Below are 23,962 nucleotides of genomic sequence, written 5' to 3'. Positions count from 1 at the left end.
GGTGGCGCCGGGTGGCGCGGGAACGCCGTGCTCGGCGCCGGGCTCAGGGCAGGATGGAGTCGACGTAGCCGCCGTCGACGCGCACGGCGCCACCGGTGGTGGCGGAGGCCTGGGGCGAGGCGAGGTAGACGGCCATGTTCGCGATCTCCTCGGGCTCGATGAGGCGCTGAATCAGCGACTGGGGACGGTACTTGACCATGAACTCGCGCTGCGCCTCTTCCCAGGGCAAGTCGTCGCCGACGAGCTCGCGGACGAACCCTTCGACGCCGCCGGTGTGGGTCGGCCCGGCGATGACGGAGTTGACGGTGACGCCGGTACCGGCGGCGTCCTTGGCGAACCCGCGGCCGACAGCGAGCAATGCGGTCTTCGTCATGCCGTAGTGGATCATTTCGGCGGGGGTGGCCACGGCCGAGTCGCTGGCGAGGTTGAGGACTCGCCCCCAACCCCGTTCCTTCATGCCGGGCAGAAAGGCGCGGATGAGCCGGACGGCTGACAGGACGTTGACTTCGAAGTAGCGGCGCCACTCGGCGTCGTCGATCTCCAGCGGAGGGGAGGTGCCGAAGATGCCGAGGTTGTTGACGAGGATGTCGACCGTGGGCACGGCCTTCAGTACAGCGGCGGCGCCCCGCTCCGTCGCCAGGTCGCCCACGGCGCCGGTGACATCGTCGCTGCCGGAGTCGGTGCGTACCGTGCGGACGGCCCCCGCGACGCGCTCCTCGCCGCGGCCGTTGACGACGACGCGGGCTCCCGCGCGGGCGAGGCCGACGGCGATGGCGTGGCCGATGCCCTGGGTGGAGCCGGTGACCAGAGCAGTGCGGCCGGAGAGATCGATCTGCATGATGCGTTTCCCTCGTCGAGGCTGAAGCGATGTAGGCGTCCCGGAGTGCCCGTCCGACGCGGACGGGCGCTCCGGGACGTTCGGGATCAGTTGAAGGTGTCGGGGTCCGGGCCGGTGCGCAGACCCCGGTCGAAGCCCGCGAGCGCTGCCATGTCGGCGTCGCGGTGAGCTCGAAGCCGAAGACGTCGAGGTTCTGCCGGATGCGGTCGGGTGTGACGGATTTGGGGATCACGATGTTGCCGGTCTGCAGGTGCCAGCGCAGCACGACTTGCGCGGGGCGTACGCCATACGCCTTGGCGACTCCCACGATCGCGTCGTCCCCGAGTACCGCGCCCTGGGCCAGGGGACTCCACGCCTCGGTGGCGATGCCGTGCTCGGCGTGGAAGGCGCGCAGCGCGGTCTGCTGGAGGCCGGGGTGCAGCTCCACCTGGTTGACCGCCGGGGTGATGCCGGTGTGCTCCAGGAGGTGCCGCAGGTGGGGGATCTGGAAATTCGAGACGCCGATGGCGCGGGCGCGCCCGTCGGCGAGGATCCGCTCCAGCACCTTGTAGGTCTCCACGTACAGGTCACGGGCAGGGGTGGGCCAGTGGATGAGGTAGAGGTCGACGTGGTCGAGGTCGAGCTTGTGCAGGGAGGCGTCGAACGCCGCCAGGGTCCGGTCGTGGCCCTGGTCCTCGTTCCACAGCTTGGTCGTGACGAACAGCTCCTCGCGGGGGAGGCCGGAGGCGGCGATGGCCCTGCCGACACCGCGCTCGTTGCCGTAGATCGCGGCGGTGTCGATGCTGCGGTAGCCGGCCTCCAAGGCGCTGGTGACCGCGGCGGTGGTCTCTTCGTCGGGGACCTGGAAGACACCGAATCCCAACTGCGGCATGGTCACGCCGTTGTTGAGCGTCACGTTCGGTACGGAAGTCATCAGGTGTCCTTTCTTCGGTACTGCTGTGACAGGAGAGTGGAGCAGGGAGTGGCCCGCCGGTGCCGACCACCGCCACCCCGCCGGTCGAGTTCGGTCAGAGAGCCTGGAGAGCGGTCCGGGCGAAGGCGTGGTCCTGCTCGGGGGCGCCGCCGCCGAGGCCGAGGGCGCCGATGAGCCGTCCGTCGCGATGGATCGGCACGCCGCCGGCGATGAACAGCAGGGGCTTGTTCAGCGCGGTGGCCAGGGAGTGGAAGGGGCCGTCCGGCTTGACCAGATCGACCAGGTCGGCCGTCGGCGCGTTCAGTTGCAGGGCGGTGTAGGCCTTGGCCGTGCTGGTTTCGCCGGAGACGAGTACGGCGCGCTCGTCGCGGCGGAAGGCCAGCAGGTTTCCGCCGGCGTCCAGGACGGTGATGCTGACGGGGACGCCGGCAGCGTCGGCGGCGTGGCGAGCGGCGAGGACGAGGGTCTCCGCGTCGGTAGCGGTCAGCGGGGCCACGATGGTGGTGCGCATGGGAGATTTCCTTGTATCGGTGGGGGACACGCGGCCGGTGCGGCGTGGGTACGGGGGATCAGGAGCGGACAGCTTCCGCCGCGGCGGAAGCGGCACCGTGGTCGGAGGACTCGGCGGGGTCGATGTTCGCCGGGGTGGAAGCCGCAGTGGTGCGGTTGGGCCGCACTTCGAGCCGGTGCGAGATGACGGCCAGCACCAGGGCGGCGGCGGCCAGGACAGCCCCGACGGCGTTGGGTGCGGTGTAGCCGAGGCCGGAGGAGATCACCAGGCCGCCGAGCCAGGCGGACAGGGCGTTGCCCAGGTTGAAGGCGCCGATGTTGGCCGCGGAGGCCAGCGTCGGCGCGCCGTGGGCATGGTCCAGGACGCGCTTCTGCAGCGGCGGGACGGTGGCGAAGCCGAGAGCACCGATGAGGAAGATGGCCACGACGGACGCGGCCTTGCCGGAGGCCAGGAAGGTGAACAGCAGCAGCACCAGTGCCAGGCCGCCCAGGGCGGTGTAGAGCATGGGCATGAGCTTGCGGTCCGCGAAACGGCCACCGACGAGGTTGCCCGCCACCATGCCCAGCCCGAAAGCCACCATCAACCAGGTGACGGAGGATTCTGCGAAGCCGCTTACCTCGGTCATCATCGGTGCGATGTAGGTGATCGCGGCGAACACGCCTCCGAAACCGAGAACCGTCATGGCCATGGCCAAGACGACCTGGACGTTCTTGAAGGCGGCGACCTCGTGCCGCAGCAGTACTCCATCCGGCCTGGGTGCGTCGGGTACGAGCTTGGCGACGCCGGCCAGGCCGAGAACGCCGAGGGCGGCGACGAGCAGGAAGGTCACGCGCCACCCGGCGCTCTGGCCCACGAACGTTCCCAGGGGCACACCGACGACGTTGGCCACGGTCAGGCCGGTGAACATCATGGAGATGGCGCCGGCCTTCTTCTCCGGTGCCACCAGTTCAGCGGCGACGACGGAGCCGATGCCGAAGAAGGCGCCGTGGGCCAGCGAGGCCACCACTCGGCCGATCAGCATGACGGCGAAGACGGGGGCGACGGCGGAGATGAGGTTGCCGAGGATGAACAGTCCCATGAGCAGCATGAGCATGTTCTTGCGAGAGATCCTGGTGCCGAGGACGGTCATGATCGGTGCACCGATCATGACGCCAAGGGCGTAGCCGGTGACCAGGAAGCCGGCCGTCGGCACGGACACGCCGAGGTCCGCGCCGACCTGGGGCAGCAGCCCCATGATCACGAATTCCGTGGTGCCGATTCCGAAGGCTCCTATGGCCAGGGCCAGCAGTGCGAGTGGCATGACGGGGGTCCTTTGACCTGCAGAGTGAATTTGCGTGAGCGTCTTACGCGCATCAACAATAATTGCATACGAGGACTAATGGCAAACGCGGGTATAGTGAAGTCCGTGATATGCGGGCAGGTCCCCTGCCTTCGCCTCCGCTCGCACGACCCGACCGAGGGAGCTGCTCATGACCGCTACCGACCCGGCGATGACCGCACTGGCGCACAGCTGCTCGGCGCTCTCGCTGCTGCACGGACGTATCGAGAACAGGGTCGAACGTGCGCTTCAGGCCGAACACCGTTTGAGCGCACGCGAGTACTCGCTGCTGGGCGCGCTGAGCCGCCAGTACGACGGAGAGGGCGGACACCTGCAGATGCGGCAGGTCGCCGACGCCGTCGTCCTCAGCCAGAGCGCCACCACGCGGCTGGTGACCCGGCTTGAGAGCCGCGGGCTGCTCTCGCGCTACCTGTGCCCCACCGACCGCCGCGGCATCTACACCGATGTCACCGACGACGGCCTGCGCCTGCTGGAGGAGGCCCGTCCCACCCACAACACCGCCCTGCGCGAGGCCCTCGACCAGGCAGCCACCGAGCCCGTGCTCGCGTCCCTGGTCCACGCCGTCCAGCAACTGCAAGGCGGTGTCCAGCCGGTGTGACCTGCCGCCGCACGCGACGAGGCGACGGTGGGCACAGCCCGGCCGTCCCGCGGCCGGTTGGAGGCTTCACTCACGTACTGAGCACCCGTCGCAAGAACAAACCGGGTGGCGGCATCTGATTCAGCGACAGCGAACACTCAGAGAATCCCCGGCCCCAACGGCGCTTCATGGCAGTTCCCGCATCACCCCGGGCAGCTGGCGGACTGAATCGGAACGGCTGTCGCGCACGTCAGTGCCAGGCGACGGCGCAGCGCCCGGATCGCGGTGTCGCTGAGCCGCGGAGCCGGTTGTTCTCCGGGGCGAGTTGCCCGTGGCGCTCGCGCCGGTCGCGGGAGGTCCGCTGACACGGCTGATCGGCTGCGGCTGCTCAGGGCCGAGGCGGGCAATACCCGGTTCCGAGGCCCGGTGAGCGCACGGCTTGGAGACTGCCCCGCGCACGGCCGCCGGCACGCGGTCGGGGAGCACTGCGGCCAGCGCCTTGTTGGCACCGGTGACGGTGGCCTGCGCCGCACACTCCGCCGCGGCGATCTCGGCAGTCCTGCCGTCGGCGGGCAGCCTGGACCGAGCCCCGCTGTTACGGAAGTGCGCCTTGAGGCAGGCATCCAGGTCGTTCCCGTGCCCGACGCTGCCGTGAAGAAATTCGCGCTCCGGGGTCAGGGCCGAAGCCCGGTACGGGAGCGTACGGGAACAGGCCCTCGCCTGCGGGGAGCGGCTTGCCGCCATGGTCGACGGTCACGGAGGCCACCCGCTGCGTGGCACCGCCGTGGCGGAGTTGGTCGCACGGCTGGAGCGGTTCAGCGACCGGTTCCGCTTCATGTGCAGGCCACCCGGCGAAGCGCGGGTGCGCAGACTGATGGACCGCAACGACCTGCGGAGCCACCCCGGCCGGTTCGTCACCGGCAACGACAATCCCGGCCGGCACCTCCGCCGACCACCGGCCGACGTCGCAGACGCACCATCCCTGCCGAGGAGCAGGAGGCCAGCCTGCAACAACGCAACTCTGCAAGCATCTCTGGAAGCCCCGAAGCCCCGAAGCCCCGCCGGTGACGGTCAGTCGTCGGTCTTGATCTTCTTCATGGTCAGGTGGGATTCGACGCGCAGGATACCGGGAAGGCCCGTGAGCTTGCCGGTGAGGAACACGTTGTAGGCGGCGTGGTCGGCGACGGCGACGCGGAGGAAGTAGTCGGGACGGCCGAACATCCGGCGGAACTCGATGACCTCCTCGTACGAGGCCAGCGTCTCCTCCAGCGTTTCGATGGTCTTCAGGTCGTTGGCGTAGACCTCGATGTCGATCATGACTTCCAGGCCCCGGCCGACGGCTTCCGGGTTGATGACGGCGCGATAGCCGGTGATGACACCGGCCTCCTCCAGGCGCTTGAGGCGGCGCAGGCACGGCGGCGGGGTCAGCCCGACCCGTTTGGCCAGCTCGACGTTGGTCAGCCTCCCGTCCCGACGCATGTGAAACAAAATTTCCCTGTCGACCGCATCAAGCTGAAAGTCATTGCTCACTGCATCAGAATACGGGAATGATTGGAAACCATATGTGGCGACAATCCTACTAAAATGTCGACATGCGCACGCTTTCGGTCGCTTCGAGCGATCCTCCTCGTCCTGCCCCCGCCTCCGCGCCCCGACCTCGGTCCGAGGCTCTGGCGGCCCTGAAGGACTCCACCTCCGTGGGGCTGGGCCTGTTGCCGCTCGGCCTCGCCTTCGGAGTGCTCATCACCCATGCCGGTCTGCCCTGGTGGTGCGCGAGCCTGTTCACCGCCGTCGTCTACGCCGGCTCGTTCGAGTTTCTCCTCGTGAACCTGGCCCTTGCGGTCACGCCGCTGGCGACCGTCGCGCTGACCGCCTTCCTGGTCAATGTCCGGCACGTGTTCTACGCGCTGTCCTTCCCCCTTGACCGCGTGCGGGGGCGTCTCGCCAGGACCTACAGCACCTTCGCCCTGACCGACGAGGCATACGCACTGACCACCGGCGAACAGGCCCGCTCCTGGTCCGGCGCGCGCATTGTATGGCTGCAGGTGTTCATGCAGCTGTACTGGGTCGGTGGCGCCACCGCCGGCGCCCTGCTCGGCTCGGTGGTACCCAACAGCGTCACCGGCCTGGACTTCGCGATGACCGCCCTGTTCGCCGTGCTGGCCCTCGACGCCGTCCGGGAACAGCGCGGTGACCTGCCCACGCCTGTTCTCGCGCTGCTCAGCGCCCTGGCCGCCCGTCTGTTCTTTCCCGGCCAGATGCTGCTGGTCGCCTTCACCTTGTTCACTGCCGCTCTTCTGGGCCGACGATTCACCACGGGCAAGAGAACCGGTGAGGGGGCGTCCCGTGCCTGAAACCCGATACCTGCTCCTGGCCGTGGCCGTCTCGGCCGCCGTCACCTGGGCCTTGCGCGCCTTGCCCTTCACCGTTCTGGCCTCGTTGCGGGCCAGCAGGACCGTGCAGTACCTCGGCGCCCGCATGCCGGCCGGTGTGATGGTGATCCTCTTCGTCTATTGCCTGCGCGATCTTCCGCTGGCCCAGTCCCGCGCCGCCGCGCCCCTGGCCGCCCTGGCCGTCACCGTCGGGCTGCACTTGTGGCGTCGTAACGCCCTGCTGAGCATCCTCGGCGGCACCGCCGTCAGCGTGGCCCTGGCCAGCACCCTCTTCGCAGGCTGACACGCTCCGCCCGCGCATTGCCGCGGGTCGGCGGCCCCGACGACGGCCGCATCAACGGGGTCGTCGTCACCGCGTTCGCGCGCATCACCCACCGATGTGCGAATCGGTGCCGGACGTTATGGTGTCCGGCCCGGTGGTTCGAAGGTGTTGCCGGACCGGCGACGCCAAGAGCCCATTGCCCGCGTGGGCAGGATTCCTCGTGCAACAACCAGAGTCTTTCCCGTGCAAGAGAGACACCACATGAAACTCATCGTCCGGACCGGGCTCGCCGCAACAGTGACGGTCGGAGTAGTCGCAGAGACTGTCGTCCCTGCCTCCGCTGCCACCGGTACCGAGGACAACCGCATGGTGGCCGGTGCGCCCCAGTGGTGGCGAACCCGAAGGCGATCAAGTCGGCCGCGTACAACCAGACACGGAGCATCCTGGCCAAGGCCGGGAGCCGGACGGCGGCCAAGTCGCCCTCCAGGACACGGGGGAGCGTGACGAAGCCCTTCCCCGTCGAGGGAAGGGCTTCGTGAGCGAGCGCTGGGCAGGCCTTGCACCTGCATTTCCCCGCAGGAAGCGGGGCGTCTTTCCTTGGACCACCAACGCAGCGTCAGTCGCCGTGAGTTGCGGCGAACTGCCAAGATCAACTATAGCGCATGGGAGCCGTCGGCCAGACCGGGACGGTTTCGGTGCACGCGCTGGAAAAGCGATGATTCGCGCGGAGGTCTCCAGACCCTCGGCGGGTGAGCTACTTCGGTGGGGTCGGCTCCTTCCAAGGCCGTCGGAGGTCGGTGGTCGGTGGGCAGGCAGTACGGAGCCGGGTGTGGGCAGCGATCACCAGCCATGTCCGGCGGTCGGTCGCCGACGAGTCACGAAGCCGGGGCTCGTCCATCTCAAGGCCTGCTTGAACGCTGGTTACCGGATCGGGGGCGCCGCACGGGTGGTGTGTCGGCCGACGGCGCCAGGCCAGCAGTCGCGGTGGCTGGTGCCTGACAGGCAGACCCGATCGCGCTCGTTCTCGCTCCGATCAGCTGGTCACCCGGTGAGGCGGTGAGGCGGTGAGGCGGTGCGGCCGGCCGAGGACCACGGCGATCAGGCCCAGCAGCAGGGCCAAGATGCCACCGACTACTCCGGTGCCGGTGCCGGGACCGCCGTCGGCGACGGCCAGATTCAGCGCGCCGATGACCATGCCGGTCAGCCCTGCAACCAGAGCCACGATGGCCCTGCTTCGCCTGTTGACGGTGCCGATACGGCCGAGCGGGCGCCGGCCTGTCCAGGCAGCACACCGCCACGATTCCCGACCTGCTCGGGTACGCGCTACTGACGGCTGGTGGGCTGGCGTTGGCCGCTCGCCGCCGATCTCCGATTTCCGTACTGGCCGTCACCGGACTGTGCGCGGTGGGCTACCAGGCCGCCGGGTTCGACGTGCCTGCTGTTGCGTACCTGTTCGCGGTGTACGCGGCCGTACGAGCGGGACACCGTACTGCCACGGTGGGGCGGGCGAGCGTGACCATGTTGGCAGCTCTCCCCCTCGCGGCGCGCAAGCCCGAGGCGCCCTCGAACTGGCCTGGCTGATCGCGGCCGGCGCCGCGGGTGAAGCGCTGCGGCAGGCCGAGCGGCGGGCGGAGGAGGCCACGATTCCGGGGCCTGCGTCCACCATTGGGCAAGTGTCGCCCGGATCTTCGGGTCCAGGCCGGCTGCCAACCGGGCGTAGATCCGTTGGCAAGTGATCGCTCTGCGCCAGGTATTCGCGCACCTGCGGGTCCGCGTCGCCGATCAGCCGTTCGTACAGCTCTCGCGGTGCGGCGTCCGCGCCGACCACGACGGCCGCGCGTATCGCCGGGTCGGGGTGCTCGGCGAGTTTCATCCGGAAGGCACGAGGGAGGCTGCGGTTGAGGGCGAGCGAGTGCGTGAGCCAGTGATCGTCGACGGCGATGATCTCAGCGACCACGTCATCGCTGAGGTCCGGGCGCTTGGCAGCTCTGCCAAGGCCCTTGCGGTAGGCGAAGAGGCGGCGCACGAGCTCACGCGGCAGAGCGGGGTTCGGGGTTCGTCGCCAGCCCCTCCAGTATCTTGTCGAGGTGGACCGGGGGCGATGGCGCGTCCGTCACGGCAAGCGACCCTTCCGCCTGGGTGAGCTGACCGCCGAGTCTCTCATACGCCGCCGTCCTTCTGCGCTCCGACAAGGCAGATGCAGAGCACTGACTTCGTTCACTTCAGAAGGCAGCGTTTGTCCAGCAGTCCCGGGAGGCATTCGGCGATCCATCAACCTTCACGAGCCAGCCTTCGTGTTGGGCTTCGGCGATCCTGGTAAGCAAGGTTGTCGCGATTCTTCAATGAGTCGTGGCCCCTCGGTTGGAGAGAGAACGGGGCAGCGGACCCATGCGTGCTCGTGAGCGTGATCTTCGGCGCTCGCGCGGAGCTTCATGAGTGGTGCTTCGTGCAGGGTCGCGTGAGCTTGAGCGCCCGGACCCACCTTGCTGTCCGAGCGCTCAATCTCGCGCAACCCCTCCTGTCGAGGGGGTAGGCGCAGCTGGGGATCGGTACTTGCTGTTCAGGGCGTTGGCGTATTGCTCGTCGGTGACGGGTTCGAGCCAGGTCGTGCCGTCTCCGTTGCCATTGCCGACGACCATGGCGATGTGAGCCATGAGGGTGGTGTCGGTGGCTCCGTGCCAATGCTCTTCACCGGCCGGGCACTTGACGGTCTGGCCGGCCGAAACGCGTACGACGTTGCCGTCACGGGTGCCGACCAGGCCGGTGCCGTCGGTGATGTAGAGGGTCTGGCCGTTGGCGTGGGAGTGCCAGTTGGTGCGGGCTCCGGGGGTGAAGCGGACCAGGGCGGAAGCGAGGCGGGCGGGTTCGGTGGGCGTCTCGATCAGGTTGAGGTAGACGTCACCGGCGAAGCTTCGGCCGGGGCCTTGACGGTGGGGGTTTCGGTGATGTGTTTCATGGCGAGTGTTCCCTGATCGGGTCGGGGAGCGTACTGACGGGCGGGTGCGCCGGTATCAGGCATCGTGTTCGTCGGCGATCTTCTTGAGCTGGTTGATTGCGGTCATGGCGTTGGGCCGGCCGGCGTAGACGGCCAGGTGGGTGATGGCTTCGGACAGTTTTCGACGCTCAGGCCGTTCTGCATCGCCATGCTCAGGTGATAGGGCAGCTGTTCGCCAAATCGTCGGCGGCTGTTTTGAGGGCTGTGGTGGGCGACGCGGGGTCGAGGACGTCGGCGGTGTAGCCGTGGGCCTGGACCTCCTCGTCCAGGGCAGCGACGAGGCTGTCGAGACGGGCGGCGATGCGCGCGATGAGCGCGGCATTGTGGCTGCGGCTGCGGCTGCGGCTGCGAAGCGACGGACAGTGGCCAGGCCCGGACCGCGGCCCGCGCCGACCAGTGCGAACGTGGTCATGGTGAGTCCTTGGCGGGGGGCAGGGGCCGGGCAGTGCATGTCCGGCCGGGGCGGGTGGGGTCAGGGAGTGAGGAGGGCCTTGATGGCGCGGCGCTCGTCCATCGCCTGGTAGCCCTCGGTGACCTGCTCCAGGGGCAGGGTGAGGTCGAAGACCTTGCCCGGGTCGATCCGGCCGGTCAGTACCCGGCCGATCAGGTCGGGCAGGTAGCGGCGCACGGGGGCGGGGCCGCCGCGCAGGCCTACGTGGGAGAAGAACAGTTCCTGCCCGTCGACAGCGACCTCGTGGGGGACGCCGACGAAGCCGACGTTGCCTCCGGGCCGCGCTGCTCGCAGGGCCTGCTGCATGGCCTGGGCGGTGCCGACGCACTCCAGCACACTGTCGGCACCGATGCCGCCGGTGAGGTCCTTGACCCGGGCGGCTCCCTCGTCGCCACGCTCGGTGACGATGTCGGTGGCGCCGAACTCCAGGGCAAGCTTCTGACGGGGTTCGTGGCGGCTCATCGCGATGATCCGCTCGGCGCCCGTTTCCTTGGCTGCGATGACTGCGCACAGCCCGACAGCGCCGTCGCCGACCACCGCGGCGCTGGAGCCCGGCTTGACTTCCGCGGCGTCGGCGGCCCACCAGCCGGTGCCCATGACGTCGGAGACGGCCAGCAGGCCGGGCCAGATCCGCTCGTCAGGGGTCTCGTCGGTGGCGACCAGGGTGCCCTGGGCGTTGGGAATGCGGACGTAGTCGGCCTGGCAGGTGCTCATGAACTCGCGGTGCAGGCAGCTGGACTGGAAGCCGTTACGGCAGTTGGCACAGGTGTTGTCCGAGGTGGCGAACGAGCCGACGACGAACTGGCCCGGTTTGACCGAGGTGACCTCACTGCCGAGCTCCTCGACGAAGCCGACGTACTCGTGCCCCATCGGATGCGGATCGCCGATCGGTTCCAGGCCGCGGTAGGGCCACAGGTCCGAGCCGCACACACAGGTGGCGGCCGTGCGGATGATCGCGTCGGTCGGGTGGAGGATCTTCGGGTCGTCGAGTGTCTCGAAGCGGACATCGCCGGGGGCGTGGATCACTGCTCCGCGCATGAGGAGTTCCGTACGTACTGAGGTGTGCGCCAGCAGGGTCGACTGTCGGCGCCGGGTGCAGGTGCGGGCCGGGGCACAGGCGGCGAGCCGCCCGAGCCGGAGCGCCACGTCTTCCAGGTATCCGGCTCCTGGCGCGCGCAGCGAGTCACCATCAAGGGGTGTACCGGCAGTACACCCCTCGGGCCGCGTGCGGGACGTACCGTCGAGGTGTGGACAACCGAGAAGAGGTCCGCGAGTTCCTCATCTCGCGGCGCGCAAAGATCACCCCGGAGCAGGCAGGGCTGCCGTCCGGCAGTCGGCGGCGTGTGCCCGGCCTGCGCAGGAGCGAGGTCGCCGCGCTCGCCGACATGAGCGTGGAGTACTACGCCAAGCTCGAACGCGGCCATCTCGCCGGTGTCTCACCGGCCGTCCTCGAAGCCGTCGCCCGCGTCCTTCAGCTCGACGACGCCGAACGTGCCCACCTGCTGAACCTGGCCCGGGCCGCGGACGGTTCCGACGCGCTCACCCGTCCCCGGCGCCACAGCACCCGGCAGTGGAAGCCGCACCGCAGTCTGCAATGGACCTTGGACGCCATCACCGCCGGGCCCGCGTTCGTCCGCAACGGCCGCATGGACATCCTCGCCGCGAACCAGCTCGCACGCGCCTTCTACACCGACGTCCACGCAACCCCCGGAAATCAGGCGAACCTCGCCCGCTTCAACTTCCTCGACCCCGCCTCCCGCTGCTTCTACCCCGACTGGGACACCTTCGCCGACGTGGCCGTCGCCATCCTGCGCACCGAAGCCGGCCGCAACCCCCACGACAAGGACCTGCACGACCTCGTCGGTGAACTGTCCACCCGCAGCGACGAGTTCCGCACCCGCTGGGGCGCCCACGACGTCCGCCACCACGGCACCGGCACCAAACGCTTCCACCACCCGGTCGTCGGCGAACCCACCCTCGCCTACGAGGGCCTGGACATGGCCGCCGAACCCGGCCTCACCCTCACCATCTACACCGCCGAACCCGGTTCCCTGGCCGAGGAGTGCCTGCGTCTCCTCGCGTCCTGGGCCGCCACACAAGAAGCCGGCACCGCTACGGAACCGTTCACAACCAGCTGACCACGGCTGGCGCGAACCAAGCCGTTTCGCCGCCGCACACCCGGCCCCGGTCCCGACGGGCCGAGGGCCGGGACATCGCCAAGTGCCGCTGCTTGCATTGCGTGAAATATTGGCTGTGCAGTGACAACCAGCGTCCTTGGGGTTCGTGCGTGACAGACGAGAGTGAGCAGGCCGTTCCAGCGGCCATTGAGGCGGAGAAGCGGCTTCTCGACCCTGACGTGCGGGCTTCGCCGGCCCTGGTCTCGGAGCTCCTGGACCCGGAGTTCCTTGAGATCGGAGCGTCGGGGCGGCGCTGGGACGCGACGTCGATTCTCTCGGTGACGAGTGATGGCTCAGTGGCCCCCGAAGCCCCGGTCAAGGTCAGCGAGATGTCGGGGACCGTGCTCGCTCCCGGCATCGTTCACCTGACGTACTTCGCTGACCACAACGGGCGCCGAGCGTGGCGGAGCTCCGTGTGGCGTCTGACGGAAGTGGGGTGGCGCCTGTACTTCCACCAAGGCACTTTGACGAGCTGAGCGACCGGTGGCCACCGCCTCGGAGGAGGTGGCCACCGGGCCTGGGCCGTTGACACCCGGCGCGACCTGCGCGGACTCCGAAAGCTGTCCGCAGGTGTTCCGCGGCCTCCTGGTGGTATGAGCGATCACGAGCAGCAGCCGCCCCGTGCCGCTGCGGGTCGGACTTTCGTGTGTCACCGCAAGCCGTTGATACGCCCACCGAGCTTCTGTCGTGGACACCGGCAGGGGGCCTGGCGAGCAGTCCGGTTCTTGATCCCGCTGAGCACGGTGTCGAGCATCCGGTCGAACTCCGTCAGGGATCCGAAGCCGGCCATGAGGGGGGTGAGGGCAGCCATCGCCGGGTACGAGGCGGGCTCGAACACGGGCACGGCGCTGGGCCCGTCGGGCCCGCCGCTCGTGCGCGCCAGCAGGTGTCCGTTGAGGAAACTGAACAGGACCATGGGCGCGTCCGCGACCACCTGGTGGGGCAGGTCGGCCTCACGCATCGCGGTGACCAGCCTCTCCAGGGCGGAGATGGCCACCTGCGAGGTCTGAGCGCGCGTCACGAGCAGCGGGAACACCCGGGGGTGCCGATATGCCATCTCGCGGTAGCCGTGCGCAGTCCGGCGGGCGATGTCCTCCCAGCCGCGGGATGCGTCGTCGTCCGCGGCGGCCGCCACCTCGGCGAGCACTGCTTCGGACATCGCGTCCAGCAGGGCCGCCTTGCCCTTGATGTGATGGTAGATCGACATCGGGTCGACCCCGAGCTCCTGCGCGAGTCGCCGTACCCCGAAGTGCTCCAGGCCGTCTCGGTCGACCAGGGCGACAGCGGCGGCGGCGATGCGCGCGCGGTCGAGTCCCGCCGAGGTCCCCTGAGCGCGTCTGGCCATGTCCGCTCCTTTCTCCTCCTTGCCAAACCTACACCGTAGAAATTACCGTGCTGAACGCAAACCTACGGCGTAGGTTTCAAATCGGTCCATACATCTGGCCAAGGAGGAGATATGGGTGAGGTCACTGTTACGGAGCGGCCGCCGGAGCCGGACTGGTTGGCGATGACGGCCGAGGAACTGGTCGTCTATCGCGACGCGGAGAACCGCTTTCGGGCATCAGGAGCAGCGCGGGCGATCACCGGGGAACCGGATGCCGGCGCTGCGATCCACTGGCAGGAGGTGGCGCTGCCCGGGCGCGAACTTCCGGTTCGGGTGTACCGGCCGGGCGCGATGGCGAAGGCGCCGACCGGGCCGAGCTGCCCCTCGTGCTCCACGTGCACGGAGGCAGCTTCGTGGGTACTGCGGTGCAGTGCGACTGGACGAACAGCCACCTCGCCGCCCAACTGCCCGCGGTCGTCGTCTCGGTCGAGCATCGCCTCCTCGATCCGGAAACTCCGCTGTCAGCGGCCGTCGACGACGGATGGGACGTGCTCCAGCACGTGGTACGGCACGCCTCGCGATGGGGCATCGCCCCGGCGCGGATCGCCGTCTTCGGCGAGAGCTGCGGCGCGTTGATCAGCGCCCTGGCAGCGATCCGGGCCAAGAAGACCGGCCTGCATCTCCAGGGTCAGGTGCTGGTCAATCCTGCTGTCGATGTGACCAGGACGATGCTCGACTACGCCTCGGTCACCGAACACGCCGACAAGAACCTCGCCGTGCCCCAGCTGCAACTGTTCCAGCGGCTCTCCGTTCCACCGGGAACCGGCCCCCGTGCGCTCTCACCTCTGTACGCCGACAACCTCGACGAACTGGCCCCAGCCCTCGTCGTGGTGCCCACCCACGGCCCCGTGGCCGATCACGGCCGACGCTATACCGAACGGCTGCAGGCAGCCGGGACACCCACGCGGCTCACCGAATACCCCGGATCGGGACACGCGTTCCTCACCATGCCGGGCGTGGATCCGCAGGCTCGGGCCGCGCGGGCGGAGATTCTCGAATTCCTCCGAGCGGCCCTCACCACATGACCATCGAGGAGAGCACTCCGATGACGAAGACACGTCATGAACGAATGGCCATCGGAGCGATGTACACGGGCCTTGGGCTCACGGTCGTCGCGACGACCGTCCCGTATGTCGACCGCGCCACCACCCGTCTGCTCGCCGATCACATCCGGGCCGGCTATCCCACGTACACCCAGGCGCGAGTCGACTCGGCCGTCTCCACGTACCTGATCCTCTTGTCCGTGATCGGAGCGCTCGGCGTCATCGCCTGGCTCTGGACGGTCTGGGCCGTCAAGGCAGGCAAGCGGTGGGCTCGCCCTGCCGCGACCGTGATGTTCGTGCTGGGCACAAGCGTCGGGCTGACCGGACTGTTCACCAGAGACACCTCCGGCGCCACCGGCCTGCCGCCGGCGCTGGGTTGGGCCGGGATGGCTCCCAGCCTGGCGGCCCTCCTGGCGGTCATGCTGCTGTGGAGGCGACCGCGACCGGTGTGACGACGGACTCAGCACGTGATGGGCGGCGGCCACCGTGGGTTTCGGGGCAGGACCCGTGGACACCGCAGTGTCTTCGGCTCGGACTCGACTGATACGGGCTCGGTGTCACAGACCTCGACCAAGACGGTCGGCCCTCCCGGTGCGGCGCCGGGTGCGGATGAGGGTGCCGTCGATCAGGACCACCTCCCCGCCCCGCTCGGCGACCTTCCTCAGCGCACGGTCCAGGCGCGGCGCCTGGGCGGCGAGCAGTCCGATCAGCTCGTCCCGCCGGCGGCGGACGGCCGACTCGGACACATCGTTGCCGCCGGCCATAGCGGCCAGGCGCGCTGGTCGTGCCGCAGCACAGCCAGAACGATCACCACGATCTTCCCTGGTGGCAGGATCCGCCACCGGGACCGAATCGCCTTCAGATGGCGCCTGAGCAGATCGGCGAGGTGGTTGACGGTGCGCGTGGACAGCGACAGACGGCACTGGTGGACGAACGGGAAGGTGCCTTCGGCGCGCTCTTTGGTATGCGTCACACAATTCCAACGGCCGCCGGGGGCAATCTGGTTACGCCGGTGCCGAGCCGCGCCGAGTGGCGGTGTTCCTGGTCATGGGCGGGGGTGAACCGGCCGTCGGGCAGCTTCCGCATCCAGCCGCGATCGACGAGTCCGACCAGCTTGCTGCGGAGCGGTTCCAGCTTGGCCCGCACACTGACGTCCACCCCCACCACCCCGCCGACGTCGCGGGCCATGACCGGTCCGGCGGCCTGCCGCACGGCACATGGACCCGGGGGAAGAACTGATCACCGTGTCGTGGACCGAAGCCCGCCCCCCGGACACCGTACTGTCAGCTCGCGTCGGGCAGGTCCCGCAGGTTGGGGAGGTTGAACAGGCGCTGTGCCCGACGGTCGTTCTCCTCGCGCAGCATGGTTCCCCATGGCCAGGGCCAGCGGGTATCGGCAGTGGGGTAGGGGCAGACGAGGTGGTGGGCCACACGGCACAGGGCGCCGGGGGTGGGTTCGGCGTCCCACGTGTTCCACGCTCTGCCGTCCGCGGTGGTGAGCCACCGTCGGCGGGGTGGCAGGTGGTGGGAGGGGACGGTGATGTCGGGTTCGAGGAGCACCCAGTGGCCCTCGTGGAGAGTGGGGTACCGGTCCTGTGGAAGCCCGCAGTCCGGGCAGTCGGGCGGCGCGGGTGGTGCAGGTGCGGTGGCGCCTTCGCGGAGGGCTTGCAGGTCGTCGTCGGGATGGTCCGGGCCTGTCGCGGAGTTCTCGATGTCCCCCATACGGTTCAGGGTCCGGACGGGACGTCAGGCGCGGTAGGGCGCGATCCGGCCGGGACAGAGGTGGCCCTGGGGTGCTGGGGTGGCTGTACGGCGCCACACGGGGCGTACACGGTCCCGGCTGTTGTGCCGGACCGTGGCCGGGCAGGAAGCCCATCGAGTCGGTCGAGCCTGTCGCCCTGCGGCTGCTCGCCGTTCGACATGGGAGCCAGAGGGCCGGCACCGACACCTCTGCCGCCCGCCGGTTCCCATTCCTCCGGCACGACCACCATCATGAGCCGTGATGCTGAAAGCGCGGCAAGTATCACCCAGTGTTCACCCAGGGGAACCAGGATTCTCGATGCCTACGTAGACGCATGCCCTTGCGACCGGGATCCCTGATTCTGCGTTGAGCTGTTCTGGCCGGACCACCGTCCATGGGGCCGGGTTCCGTGCGGCCCGCCCGTGTCCGGTGTCCACAGCGCATGGGATCCGCATGAGCACGGCCATGTCCGACGGCCGCCGTGCCGACAGCGAACACCGCCGCCGGCGGGTGGAAACGCCGGAACGGGGGTATCAGCGGCGCGGCTGTCCTCCACAGCCCATCGGGGAACAGGGCCCGCTTGCTCTCCTCGCGGGCCGAGGACTTCCGCGGCTGGGAAGGAGCGCGTGTTTGCGCTCTCTGGAACGCGACCTGACGATCTCGGCAGAACACCGTCCGGCGGCTACGCGCACCTGACGTGGGGCATTCACGACCGGCCTCCGTGCGAGGAGTGGCACTTCCGCCTTGCGCGTGCCGGCCCTTTGGAGTTGTCACGGTGAATCCCGGTTGCCCGGGGCGCGACAGACAGCGATGATCCTCCTCATGTCTGACGCTGCGTCTGCGGGTTCTTCGCTACGGCCGTATCCCAAGATCCCCGCCAGGGGACGGTTTGGCGTGTCCGGGGTCCGGGAGTGGGTCGCGGTGGAAAAGGTGCACGGAGCGCACTTTGCGGTGGTGTGCGACGGCGCGGGTGTTCATCCGGCAAAGCGGCGTGAGTTGTTGGGCGACGACGCGCTGGATGGTTTCTTCGGCGTGAGCAGGGTCTGGCCGGTGCTGTCGGTGGCGGCGGCTCGGTTCGCCTCGGCACTGCGCAGTGTGTGGGGTGGCGCTGCGGTGGTGACGATCTACGGTGAGCTGGTCGGCGGGTGCTACCAGCATCCGGATGTTCCTGCCGTTGCCGGGGCCGAGCCGGTGCAGACGGGCGTGTGGTATGCGCCGGGCCTGCACTGGCTGCCGTTCGACGCATCGGTCGGGAAGGCTGAGGGACGCTGTTGGATCTCTGACCGTGCTCTGCGTGGAGCCGCGGCGGCCGCGGGGCTCCTGTGCCCTCCCGCTGTGGGGTACGGCGCGCTGAACAAGCTCCAGGAGCTGCCGTGCGCCTTCCCCACAGGAGTCCCAGCTCTCTTCGGGCTGCCTGAACTGGCGGGCAATCTCGCCGAAGGCTACGTCCTCAAGCCGGCCGGTGAATGGACGGAGGCGGATTCCGCGGGCGCGGGCGTGCGTCCTGTGGTCAAGGTGAAGCAGAAGGCTTTCGCCGAGGACGAGCGGTTCGACGGCGCACGCCCCTATCTGCCACCGCCGCAGGGGGCGGCCGGAGTTCCCGCCTGGCTCCTGTCCCAGGCGTCGGCACTTCTCACGCCCGCTCGCGCGGCCGCCGTGGTCAGCAAGCTGGGCCCTCACACTCCGGTGGACGCTGTGGCGGAGGAGGTCACCCGGGACGTTTCGGAAGAGCTTGCCGAAGCGCTGGGAGGCCTGGAGGACACACTCCTGCGCCCTTTGGAACGAGCGCTTCTGCCTGGGGCACGCTCCCTGGCGGTGTTCGATGCAAAGGACCGTCAACCCGCCCGGAGGGGCAGAGAGGGCACACGGTGACGACGGCGGTCAGTCGCCTCGGTGAAGGACGCGGCGGGCGGTCAGGTGGGGCTGGTCGGCGCCGGCTGGATGACGCCGCTCGTCGGGGGCATGCGGGTCACGCAGCAGGCGCAGGCCCGCGTTGGGGCCGCCGGCCCGGATGTTGAGCCGGAAGCGGCCCGGGACGCTGATGTGCTGGTCCTTGGGCGGGGAGAGCCGGGCGACGTCCTCGCCCAGGATGCCGCCGTACCGGGGCAACACCGACCGGTACGTCCTGTCGCCCGGGCCCAACTCGGCAGGTGAGAGGGCCTCGTGGTCGCGGTCCGGGGTTCACGGACCGCCTTGAGCGGCGCCTGCCTACCACTCGCGGCTGGTCCGCCACCGCGCGCCCACCGAACGCCCAAAGGACTCGACCGTATCCGCCGCCCGGCCGTGCGCCGGGGCCCGCCCCGGCTCCAGCGCACTCACCATTCGCAACCGCGCTTCCTCCTGCGCAGCGGCGGCCAGCCCTGCTCAAATCAAGATCAAGAAGCCAGGTAAAGGATCTGCACGCCCCGAGGTCCGAGGTCCGCCGACGAGGGGGTGTCAGCGGCGCGCGTAGTAGAGCGAGTTGTGCGCGGTGTCCGGCAGGTACAGCACGTCGTCCCCGTCCGAGTCCCGCCGCACCGCGAGCCGGTCCGCGCTGACGCCCGGCGCGGCGGACTCCGAGGTCCAGGTGCCGCCCGACTCGGTCGCGGCGAACACGCGGTCGGTGCCGGAGCCGGTCACGTAGTAGATCCGCTTGGCGTCCGTCTCGTCCCAGGTGATGCCGAGGGCCGCGGCGGTCTGGCCGCCGGCGTACACGGTCTGGCGGGCCCAGTCGTCGCCGCTCGGATACGCGTAGTACACGCGGAAGTTGCCGCCGCTGTCGGCCGAGCGGTAGCGGTAGGCGACCTTCGGGGTGGAGCCGTCGAGGGTGAGCTTGGCGCTCTGCACCGCCGGACCCGTGTAGGCGTTGTCGATGCTCCACTCCTCACCCGTGGTGAGCTCCTGGATCACGTCGGACGTGCCGGGCGTGACCGGGGTGGTGACGGCCGCGCCCGCGCTGTCGGTGAAGGCGCCGGTCGCCGGGTCGTAGCGCAGGTAGGACAGCTGGTGCCGGAACGCGGTCGCCGGGGCCTTGGCCCACTCGTACAGAAGGTGCACGCGCCCGGCGGCGTCCACCGTCAGGTCATCGGGGTACACGGAGCGGTTCTGTGCGCCGGCGAAGGTGGCGACCACGCTCCAGCGTGCGACGGCGTTGTCCCAGCGGTACAGCCTGCCGGGACGCTGGTCGGAGCCGGCGCCAACGCGGGCGGCCAGGTACAGATCGCCGTTGGGTGCGGTGGTCACGACCGGGTAGGTGATGGCCTCGCCCTGGTCGGGCAGTTCGGCCGCGTGGTCCGTGACGTCCCCGCCGGGGGCTTCGGTGCGGAAGTAGCGCCAGGCATTGGCGTGCATGGAGGTGAACACGTGCAGGCGGCCGCTGCCGTCGCGTGCGACGGACGGCTGGTTGTGACCGTTGTCGTCGGGGAACTCGGCCTGCTGTCCGCTCTTGTCGAGCAGCGGCAGACGGCTCCAGGCCCCGTCCGGGTCGCGCCGCGCGATGGCAGGGCGGTGCGTGGCGGCCGTCGAGCCGGGCTCGTTGAAGGCGAAGTACGTGTACTGGCCGCGGCCCTTGTACGTGGCGACGGGCGTCCACCAGGCGGCCTGGTTCGACGAGTCCATCGCGTAGGGGACCTTCTCGATCACCGTCGTCGCGGCTGCCGTGAGGTCCGTGCTGTCGGCCTGGGCGGCCGGGACGAGCGTGAGCAGGGCTGCCAGGGCCGCGGTCGAGGCGGCGTACGCGCGTGCCGTGGGACGTCGCAAGCTGAACTCCTTCGTGGGCGTGATGGTGAGGCGAAGGGGAGCGGTTCCGTGGGTCGGTCCACCCCCTGCGCTGCGCCGGAAACTTACAGCAGATCCCGGATCATGAATAGAGATTGCACAATACGGATTTGAGATACGTCTTGGGGAAGGCATGTGCGGCATGACGAACGGTCCGGTGAAGGCCGTTCGGCCTTCACCGGACCCTTGAGCTGCCGCGCGCGGGCTCAGCGCTTGATGAGGGCGGTGATCTCCTCGCCGGCCTTCTTCATCGCCTCCTTCGGCTTCGACTTGCCGACCAGGACGGCCTGGACCTGCTTGGCCACGGCCTCCTCGATCTGGGCGTTCTGCGCGAACTGCCAGAACGGGCTGCCGGTCGCCGTCTTGGTGATCTTGTCGGTCCACTCGGTGGTGAAGGTGTCCTTCGCGACCTTCGGGTCGGCCAGGCCCGCCGTGGTGGACGGTGGCAGGGCGCGGGAGGCGAAGTACTCGGTGACGGTGGCGCGGTCGGAGGTGGCGTGCAGCGCGAACTGTGTCGCGGCCTCCTGTCCCTTGCCCTTGACGACTGCGATCACGCCGCCCCAGAGCAGCGCCTGCGGCGTGTCGCCGGAGCGCAGCACCGGGCGCTGCATCGGCTGCATCGCGTCGGCCAGCGTCTTGTCCTTGGACTGGGCCGCGGTCACGCCCTTGCCGATGACGGCGTCGTCGTAGAAGGCGGCCTTGCCCTGCCCGAACAGGGCACGTGCGTCGAAGCGGTCCACGTCCGCGGCGATCAGTTTCGTGTCGTGCAGTTTCTTGTACCAGGTGACCGCGTCGATGGAGGCGTCGTCGCCGATGGTCACCTTGTCGTCCTCCAGAAGCGTGCAGCCGAAGGTCTGCATCCACGGGAAGATGTCCTTGAGCTGCGCGACCTTGGTGGCCGCGGCGTAGGGCACGATGCCGCGGCCGAGCCCCTTCAGCTCCCGCAGCGCGTCCTCGAACTCCTCGACGGTGGTGGGGTGCTTCTTGATGCCGGCCTTCTCCAGGAGCTTGGAGTTGGCGATCACGCCGATCGAGCCGGTGTTCCACGGCAGGCCGTACTGCTTGCCGTCGTACATGCCGCTGTCCAGCGCCACGTTCGTGTAGCCGCCCTTCAGGGCCACGGAACCGAGGTCGGCGAGCTTGCCCATCTGCGCGACCGCGGCGAGCCAGGCGATGTCGAGGTGCACCGCGCCGGTCGTCTCCCCGCCGCCGAGTTTGAGGGTGAGCTGGCTCAGGTACTCGTTGTACGGGTAGGAGACCGCGCGGATCTTGGAGTTCTCGGCCTTCTCCCACGCCGTGATGATCTTCTCGATCGCGGGCTTGGCGGCCTCCTCGTTGAGCGACCAGGAGGTGAAGTCGAAGTTCTTGGACTTCGTGTCGCCTCCGTTGGAGGAGGTGTTGGCGCCGGACGGTGCGCAGGCGCCCAGCACGCCGACGCCGGCCGCGCCGAGCGCGCCGATGCCGAACATGCGCAGCGCGCCGCGCCGGCTGATGCCAGAGGTGGTCATGATGTCTCCATGGGGGAGTGGGCGGAAGGAGGGGAAGTGCGTGGGGAGGGTGCGGAAGGGGGGAAGTGCGTGCGGGAGGGTGCGGACGGGGCCCGCGGGATCAGCTCTTGACCGAGCCGGCGGTCATGCCGCCGACGAGGTAGCGCTGCAGGAACATGAAGGCGACGACCACCGGGACGGACACCACCAGCGAGGCGGCCATCAACTCGGGCCAGGCGGTCTGGAACTCGCCGATGTACGTGGAGACGAGGCCGGGTGGCAGGGTCTGCTTCTCCTTGTCGGCCAGCGTCACCGCGAAGATGAAGTCGTTCCAGCCGCGGACGAAGGCGAACAGGCCGGCGGCGATCATTCCGGGCGCGGCCAGCGGCGCCACGATGGAGTGCAGCGTCCGCCATCGGGACGCGCCGTCGATGGACGCCGCCTCCAGCAGGGCGTCCGGGATGGTGTCGAAGATGCCCTTCAGCATCCAGACGCACAGCGGCATCGTGAACGTGGTGAAGGACAGCACCAGGGCGGTGTACGTGTTCAGCAGGCCGAAGCTGGAGAACACGGCATACAGCGTCACCAGCAGGAGCGCCTGCGGGAACATCTGGGATGCCAGCACCAGGTGCATCAGTGAGCGCCGCCCGCGGTAGCGGAACTTGGAGAACGAGTAGCCCATGTACGTGGCGACGACCACGCTCAGCACGGCGGTGATCGAGGCGACGATGAGGGAGTTGACCAGGTACTTGATCAGCTGGTCGTTCTCGGCCAGGGCCGTGAAGTTGCTGAAGGTGATGTCGGTGGGTATGAGCTTCGGCGGGAACTGGAAGGTCTGCTCGGGGCTGCTCAGGGCGGTGGCCAGCAGCCAGTAGACCGGCAGCATGCCGAAGGCGCCGATCACCAGGACCGCGGTCCAGGCGGCGATCCGTGAGCGCAGCAGGTCCTTGCGCATTCTGCGCCGCGAGGTGTGTCCGGCGGATGTGGCGGACGGTGCCGTCCGGTCGGTGCCGGTCAGCGGGGTGGAAGTCGTGGAGGTCATCGGGCGTCGCCCTTCCGCTCGGTGATCCTGAGGTAGACGGCGACCAGGATGAGCAGGAGCAGCATCCACAGACCGCCCAGCGCGGTCGCCCGGCCGATGTCGAAGCCCTTGAAGGCGGTCTGGTACACGGCGGTCGCGAAAGTCTCGGTGGTGCCGGCCGGGCCGCCGCCGGTGAGCACGTAGATGGTGTCGAAGTGCTGGAAGTTCCAGATGAACTCCAGGAGCAGCACGATCGAGGCGACACCGCGGACCTGCGGCCAGGTGACGGCGAAGAAGCGCCGGATCGAGCCCGCCCCGTCCATCGAGGCCGCCTCGTGCAGTTCCTTGGGCACGGTCTGCAGGCCGGCCAGGAGCATCACCATCATCCAGGGGAAGCTCGCCCAGGTCTTGGTGACGATGACGGCGAGCATGGCGGTGCCGGGCTGGCCGAGCCAGGAGACGGACTCCTCGATGATTCCGGCTTTCATGAGGATGCCGTTCAGCACGCCGTAGTTCGCGTTGAAGATCCACATCCACAGGAAGGAGACCACCACGCCCGGGATCACCCACGGGAACAGGAACAGGCCGCGCAGGAAGCCGCTGCCCTTCAGGCCCGAGTTCAGCGCGAGCGCGAGCGCGAAGCCGACTATGAAGGGGGCGAGCGTCGCACCGACGGTGAAGACGACCGTCTGCTTGAGGATCGTGAGGAATTCGCCGTCCAGCCAGTAGGTGAAGTTGTCCAGGCCGACGAACTCCCGGCCCGGAAGCCGCAGATCCTGCTTGAAGAAGCCGGTGAACAGCGCCGATACCAGCGGGTAGATGATGATCGTCGCGAACAGGGCGAGCCCCGGTGCGGTCAGCAGCAGTGCGAACGCGCCGTTGGAGAGCCGTCCGCCGGACCGCTCACGGCGTGGAGCGGCCTTCTGCGGAGGTGCGGCCGTACTCATGGGTGTGTCCTCTCGAACGGGGCGGGAGCGTTGGTGCGGGGCATGGCACGGGGCGCCGCGCGCCGGCAGACGGATGCGACGCGGCCGGGCGTGAGCGGTGAGCCGTTCCGTCCCCTGCTTCGACCGGG

General features: G+C 69.1%; 23 protein-coding genes and 4 pseudogenes. 9 read left to right on the top strand and 18 right to left on the bottom strand.

All coding sequences use genetic code 11. The annotated features are described in order from the left end of the window. Window positions 1-43: 43 nt before the first annotated feature. From ACIOHC_RS31125 to ACIOHC_RS31110, 4 genes and pseudogenes are all read right to left on the bottom strand, one after another. Window positions 44-838, bottom strand: a complete 795-nt coding sequence (locus tag ACIOHC_RS31125) for an SDR family NAD(P)-dependent oxidoreductase (RefSeq protein WP_401844909.1) — start codon at window positions 836-838, stop codon at window positions 44-46. Between the two features lie 86 nt (window positions 839-924). Further along, window positions 925-1,751: pseudogene (locus ACIOHC_RS31120) on the bottom strand (aldo/keto reductase). Window positions 1,752-1,845: 94 nt separating this feature from the next. Then, window positions 1,846-2,262: a heme-binding protein gene (locus tag ACIOHC_RS31115; RefSeq protein ID WP_351082008.1), complete on the bottom strand. Its 417-nt coding sequence runs from the start codon at window positions 2,260-2,262 to the stop codon at window positions 1,846-1,848. Between the two features lie 58 nt (window positions 2,263-2,320). Further along, on the bottom strand, window positions 2,321-3,562 hold the full coding sequence (locus ACIOHC_RS31110; protein ID WP_351082005.1) for an MFS transporter: 1,242 nt from the start codon (window positions 3,560-3,562) through the stop codon (window positions 2,321-2,323). Between the two features lie 169 nt (window positions 3,563-3,731). Here ACIOHC_RS31110 and ACIOHC_RS31105 point away from each other — a divergent pair, with 169 nt between their 5' ends. After that, the gene (locus tag ACIOHC_RS31105; protein ID WP_351082003.1) at window positions 3,732-4,199 is read left to right on the top strand and encodes a MarR family transcriptional regulator; all 468 of its coding nucleotides are present in this window, start codon (window positions 3,732-3,734) and stop codon (window positions 4,197-4,199) included. 1,050 nt (window positions 4,200-5,249) lie between these two features. On the opposite strand, the gene ACIOHC_RS31100 is transcribed toward ACIOHC_RS31105, so the two are convergent. Further along, window positions 5,250-5,708 (bottom strand): Lrp/AsnC family transcriptional regulator, encoded by a 459-nt coding sequence (locus tag ACIOHC_RS31100; protein WP_351086130.1) that lies wholly within the window; start codon window positions 5,706-5,708, stop codon window positions 5,250-5,252. A gap of 167 nt (window positions 5,709-5,875) precedes the next feature. Between ACIOHC_RS31100 and ACIOHC_RS31095 the strand changes: the two genes are divergently transcribed. Together ACIOHC_RS31095 and ACIOHC_RS31090 are read left to right on the top strand one after the other, a co-directional pair. After that, entirely contained in the window at window positions 5,876-6,532 is a 657-nt protein-coding gene (locus ACIOHC_RS31095) for an AzlC family ABC transporter permease (protein ID WP_365694020.1), read from the top strand. Further along, the gene (locus ACIOHC_RS31090) at window positions 6,525-6,854 is read left to right on the top strand and encodes an AzlD domain-containing protein (protein WP_351086132.1); all 330 of its coding nucleotides are present in this window, start codon (window positions 6,525-6,527) and stop codon (window positions 6,852-6,854) included. The genes ACIOHC_RS31095 and ACIOHC_RS31090 overlap by 8 nt, the downstream gene beginning before the upstream one ends. A gap of 1,012 nt (window positions 6,855-7,866) precedes the next feature. Here the strand turns inward: ACIOHC_RS31090 and ACIOHC_RS31085 are convergent. Next, window positions 7,867-8,055 (bottom strand): DUF6223 family protein, encoded by a 189-nt coding sequence (locus tag ACIOHC_RS31085; RefSeq protein WP_401844905.1) that lies wholly within the window; start codon window positions 8,053-8,055, stop codon window positions 7,867-7,869. A gap of 53 nt (window positions 8,056-8,108) precedes the next feature. Here ACIOHC_RS31085 and ACIOHC_RS31080 point away from each other — a divergent pair. Further along, window positions 8,109-8,473 (top strand): annotated as a pseudogene (locus ACIOHC_RS31080) (sensor histidine kinase); the annotation flags it as partial. 858 nt (window positions 8,474-9,331) lie between these two features. On the opposite strand, the pseudogene ACIOHC_RS31075 reads toward ACIOHC_RS31080, so the two are convergent. From ACIOHC_RS31075 to ACIOHC_RS31065, 3 genes and pseudogenes are all read right to left on the bottom strand, one after another. Continuing rightward, window positions 9,332-9,789 (bottom strand): annotated as a pseudogene (locus tag ACIOHC_RS31075) (cupin domain-containing protein). A 55-nt stretch (window positions 9,790-9,844) separates the two neighbouring features. Then, a pseudogene (locus ACIOHC_RS31070) lies at window positions 9,845-10,002 on the bottom strand (carboxymuconolactone decarboxylase family protein); the annotation flags it as partial. A gap of 298 nt (window positions 10,003-10,300) precedes the next feature. Continuing rightward, on the bottom strand, window positions 10,301-11,317 hold the full coding sequence (locus tag ACIOHC_RS31065) for a zinc-dependent alcohol dehydrogenase family protein (RefSeq protein ID WP_401844989.1): 1,017 nt from the start codon (window positions 11,315-11,317) through the stop codon (window positions 10,301-10,303). 209 nt (window positions 11,318-11,526) lie between these two features. Here ACIOHC_RS31065 and ACIOHC_RS31060 point away from each other — a divergent pair, with 209 nt between their 5' ends. Then, window positions 11,527-12,417: a helix-turn-helix transcriptional regulator gene (locus tag ACIOHC_RS31060; RefSeq protein WP_401844902.1), complete on the top strand. Its 891-nt coding sequence runs from the start codon at window positions 11,527-11,529 to the stop codon at window positions 12,415-12,417. Between the two features lie 149 nt (window positions 12,418-12,566). Beyond that, on the top strand, window positions 12,567-12,932 hold the full coding sequence (locus ACIOHC_RS31055) for a DUF4440 domain-containing protein (protein WP_365694010.1): 366 nt from the start codon (window positions 12,567-12,569) through the stop codon (window positions 12,930-12,932). Window positions 12,933-13,105: 173 nt separating this feature from the next. On the opposite strand, the gene ACIOHC_RS31050 is transcribed toward ACIOHC_RS31055, so the two are convergent. Continuing rightward, complete coding sequence (locus ACIOHC_RS31050) at window positions 13,106-13,801, bottom strand: TetR/AcrR family transcriptional regulator C-terminal domain-containing protein (protein WP_351086140.1); 696 nt, start codon at window positions 13,799-13,801, stop codon at window positions 13,106-13,108. Between the two features lie 392 nt (window positions 13,802-14,193). Here ACIOHC_RS31050 and ACIOHC_RS31045 point away from each other — a divergent pair, with 392 nt between their 5' ends. Then, window positions 14,194-14,865, top strand: coding sequence for an alpha/beta hydrolase fold domain-containing protein (locus ACIOHC_RS31045; RefSeq protein ID WP_389637395.1), 672 nt, complete (start codon window positions 14,194-14,196; stop codon window positions 14,863-14,865). Window positions 14,866-14,885: 20 nt separating this feature from the next. Then, window positions 14,886-15,335 carry a hypothetical protein gene (locus ACIOHC_RS31040; RefSeq protein ID WP_401844901.1) on the top strand — a complete coding sequence of 150 codons (450 nt, stop codon included), beginning with the start codon at window positions 14,886-14,888 and terminating at the stop codon, window positions 15,333-15,335. Window positions 15,336-15,440: 105 nt separating this feature from the next. Here ACIOHC_RS31040 and ACIOHC_RS31035 read toward each other — a convergent pair whose 3' ends face one another. The 3 genes from ACIOHC_RS31035 to ACIOHC_RS31025 form a co-directional block, all read right to left on the bottom strand. Beyond that, complete coding sequence (locus tag ACIOHC_RS31035; RefSeq protein ID WP_351086144.1) at window positions 15,441-15,647, bottom strand: hypothetical protein; 207 nt, start codon at window positions 15,645-15,647, stop codon at window positions 15,441-15,443. A gap of 205 nt (window positions 15,648-15,852) precedes the next feature. Then, window positions 15,853-16,071: a hypothetical protein gene (locus tag ACIOHC_RS31030; RefSeq protein WP_401844899.1), complete on the bottom strand. Its 219-nt coding sequence runs from the start codon at window positions 16,069-16,071 to the stop codon at window positions 15,853-15,855. Window positions 16,072-16,166: 95 nt separating this feature from the next. After that, window positions 16,167-16,604, bottom strand: coding sequence for a DUF6083 domain-containing protein (locus ACIOHC_RS31025; RefSeq protein ID WP_351086148.1), 438 nt, complete (start codon window positions 16,602-16,604; stop codon window positions 16,167-16,169). An 829-nt stretch (window positions 16,605-17,433) separates the two neighbouring features. Here ACIOHC_RS31025 and ACIOHC_RS31020 point away from each other — a divergent pair. Next, window positions 17,434-18,495 carry an RNA ligase family protein gene (locus tag ACIOHC_RS31020; protein ID WP_401844897.1) on the top strand — a complete coding sequence of 354 codons (1,062 nt, stop codon included), beginning with the start codon at window positions 17,434-17,436 and terminating at the stop codon, window positions 18,493-18,495. Between the two features lie 9 nt (window positions 18,496-18,504). On the opposite strand, the gene ACIOHC_RS31015 is transcribed toward ACIOHC_RS31020, so the two are convergent. From ACIOHC_RS31015 to ACIOHC_RS30995, 5 genes are all read right to left on the bottom strand, one after another. Then, window positions 18,505-18,735: a hypothetical protein gene (locus tag ACIOHC_RS31015; protein ID WP_365694014.1), complete on the bottom strand. Its 231-nt coding sequence runs from the start codon at window positions 18,733-18,735 to the stop codon at window positions 18,505-18,507. Window positions 18,736-19,059: 324 nt separating this feature from the next. Further along, window positions 19,060-20,361: a BNR-4 repeat-containing protein gene (locus ACIOHC_RS31010; protein ID WP_401844896.1), complete on the bottom strand. Its 1,302-nt coding sequence runs from the start codon at window positions 20,359-20,361 to the stop codon at window positions 19,060-19,062. A 224-nt stretch (window positions 20,362-20,585) separates the two neighbouring features. Beyond that, window positions 20,586-21,887 carry an extracellular solute-binding protein gene (locus ACIOHC_RS31005; protein WP_401844894.1) on the bottom strand — a complete coding sequence of 434 codons (1,302 nt, stop codon included), beginning with the start codon at window positions 21,885-21,887 and terminating at the stop codon, window positions 20,586-20,588. 100 nt (window positions 21,888-21,987) lie between these two features. Further along, window positions 21,988-22,908, bottom strand: a complete 921-nt coding sequence (locus tag ACIOHC_RS31000) for a carbohydrate ABC transporter permease (RefSeq protein ID WP_365694016.1) — start codon at window positions 22,906-22,908, stop codon at window positions 21,988-21,990. Continuing rightward, window positions 22,905-23,834 carry a sugar ABC transporter permease gene (locus ACIOHC_RS30995; protein WP_351086160.1) on the bottom strand — a complete coding sequence of 310 codons (930 nt, stop codon included), beginning with the start codon at window positions 23,832-23,834 and terminating at the stop codon, window positions 22,905-22,907. The genes ACIOHC_RS31000 and ACIOHC_RS30995 overlap by 4 nt, the downstream gene beginning before the upstream one ends. Window positions 23,835-23,962 lie beyond the last annotated feature (128 nt).

This window comes from Streptomyces sp. NPDC088252 (assembly GCF_044740965.1).
Classification (GTDB): domain Bacteria; phylum Actinomycetota; class Actinomycetes; order Streptomycetales; family Streptomycetaceae; genus Streptomyces.
This window is presented reverse-complemented; position numbering and strand designations above follow the sequence as displayed.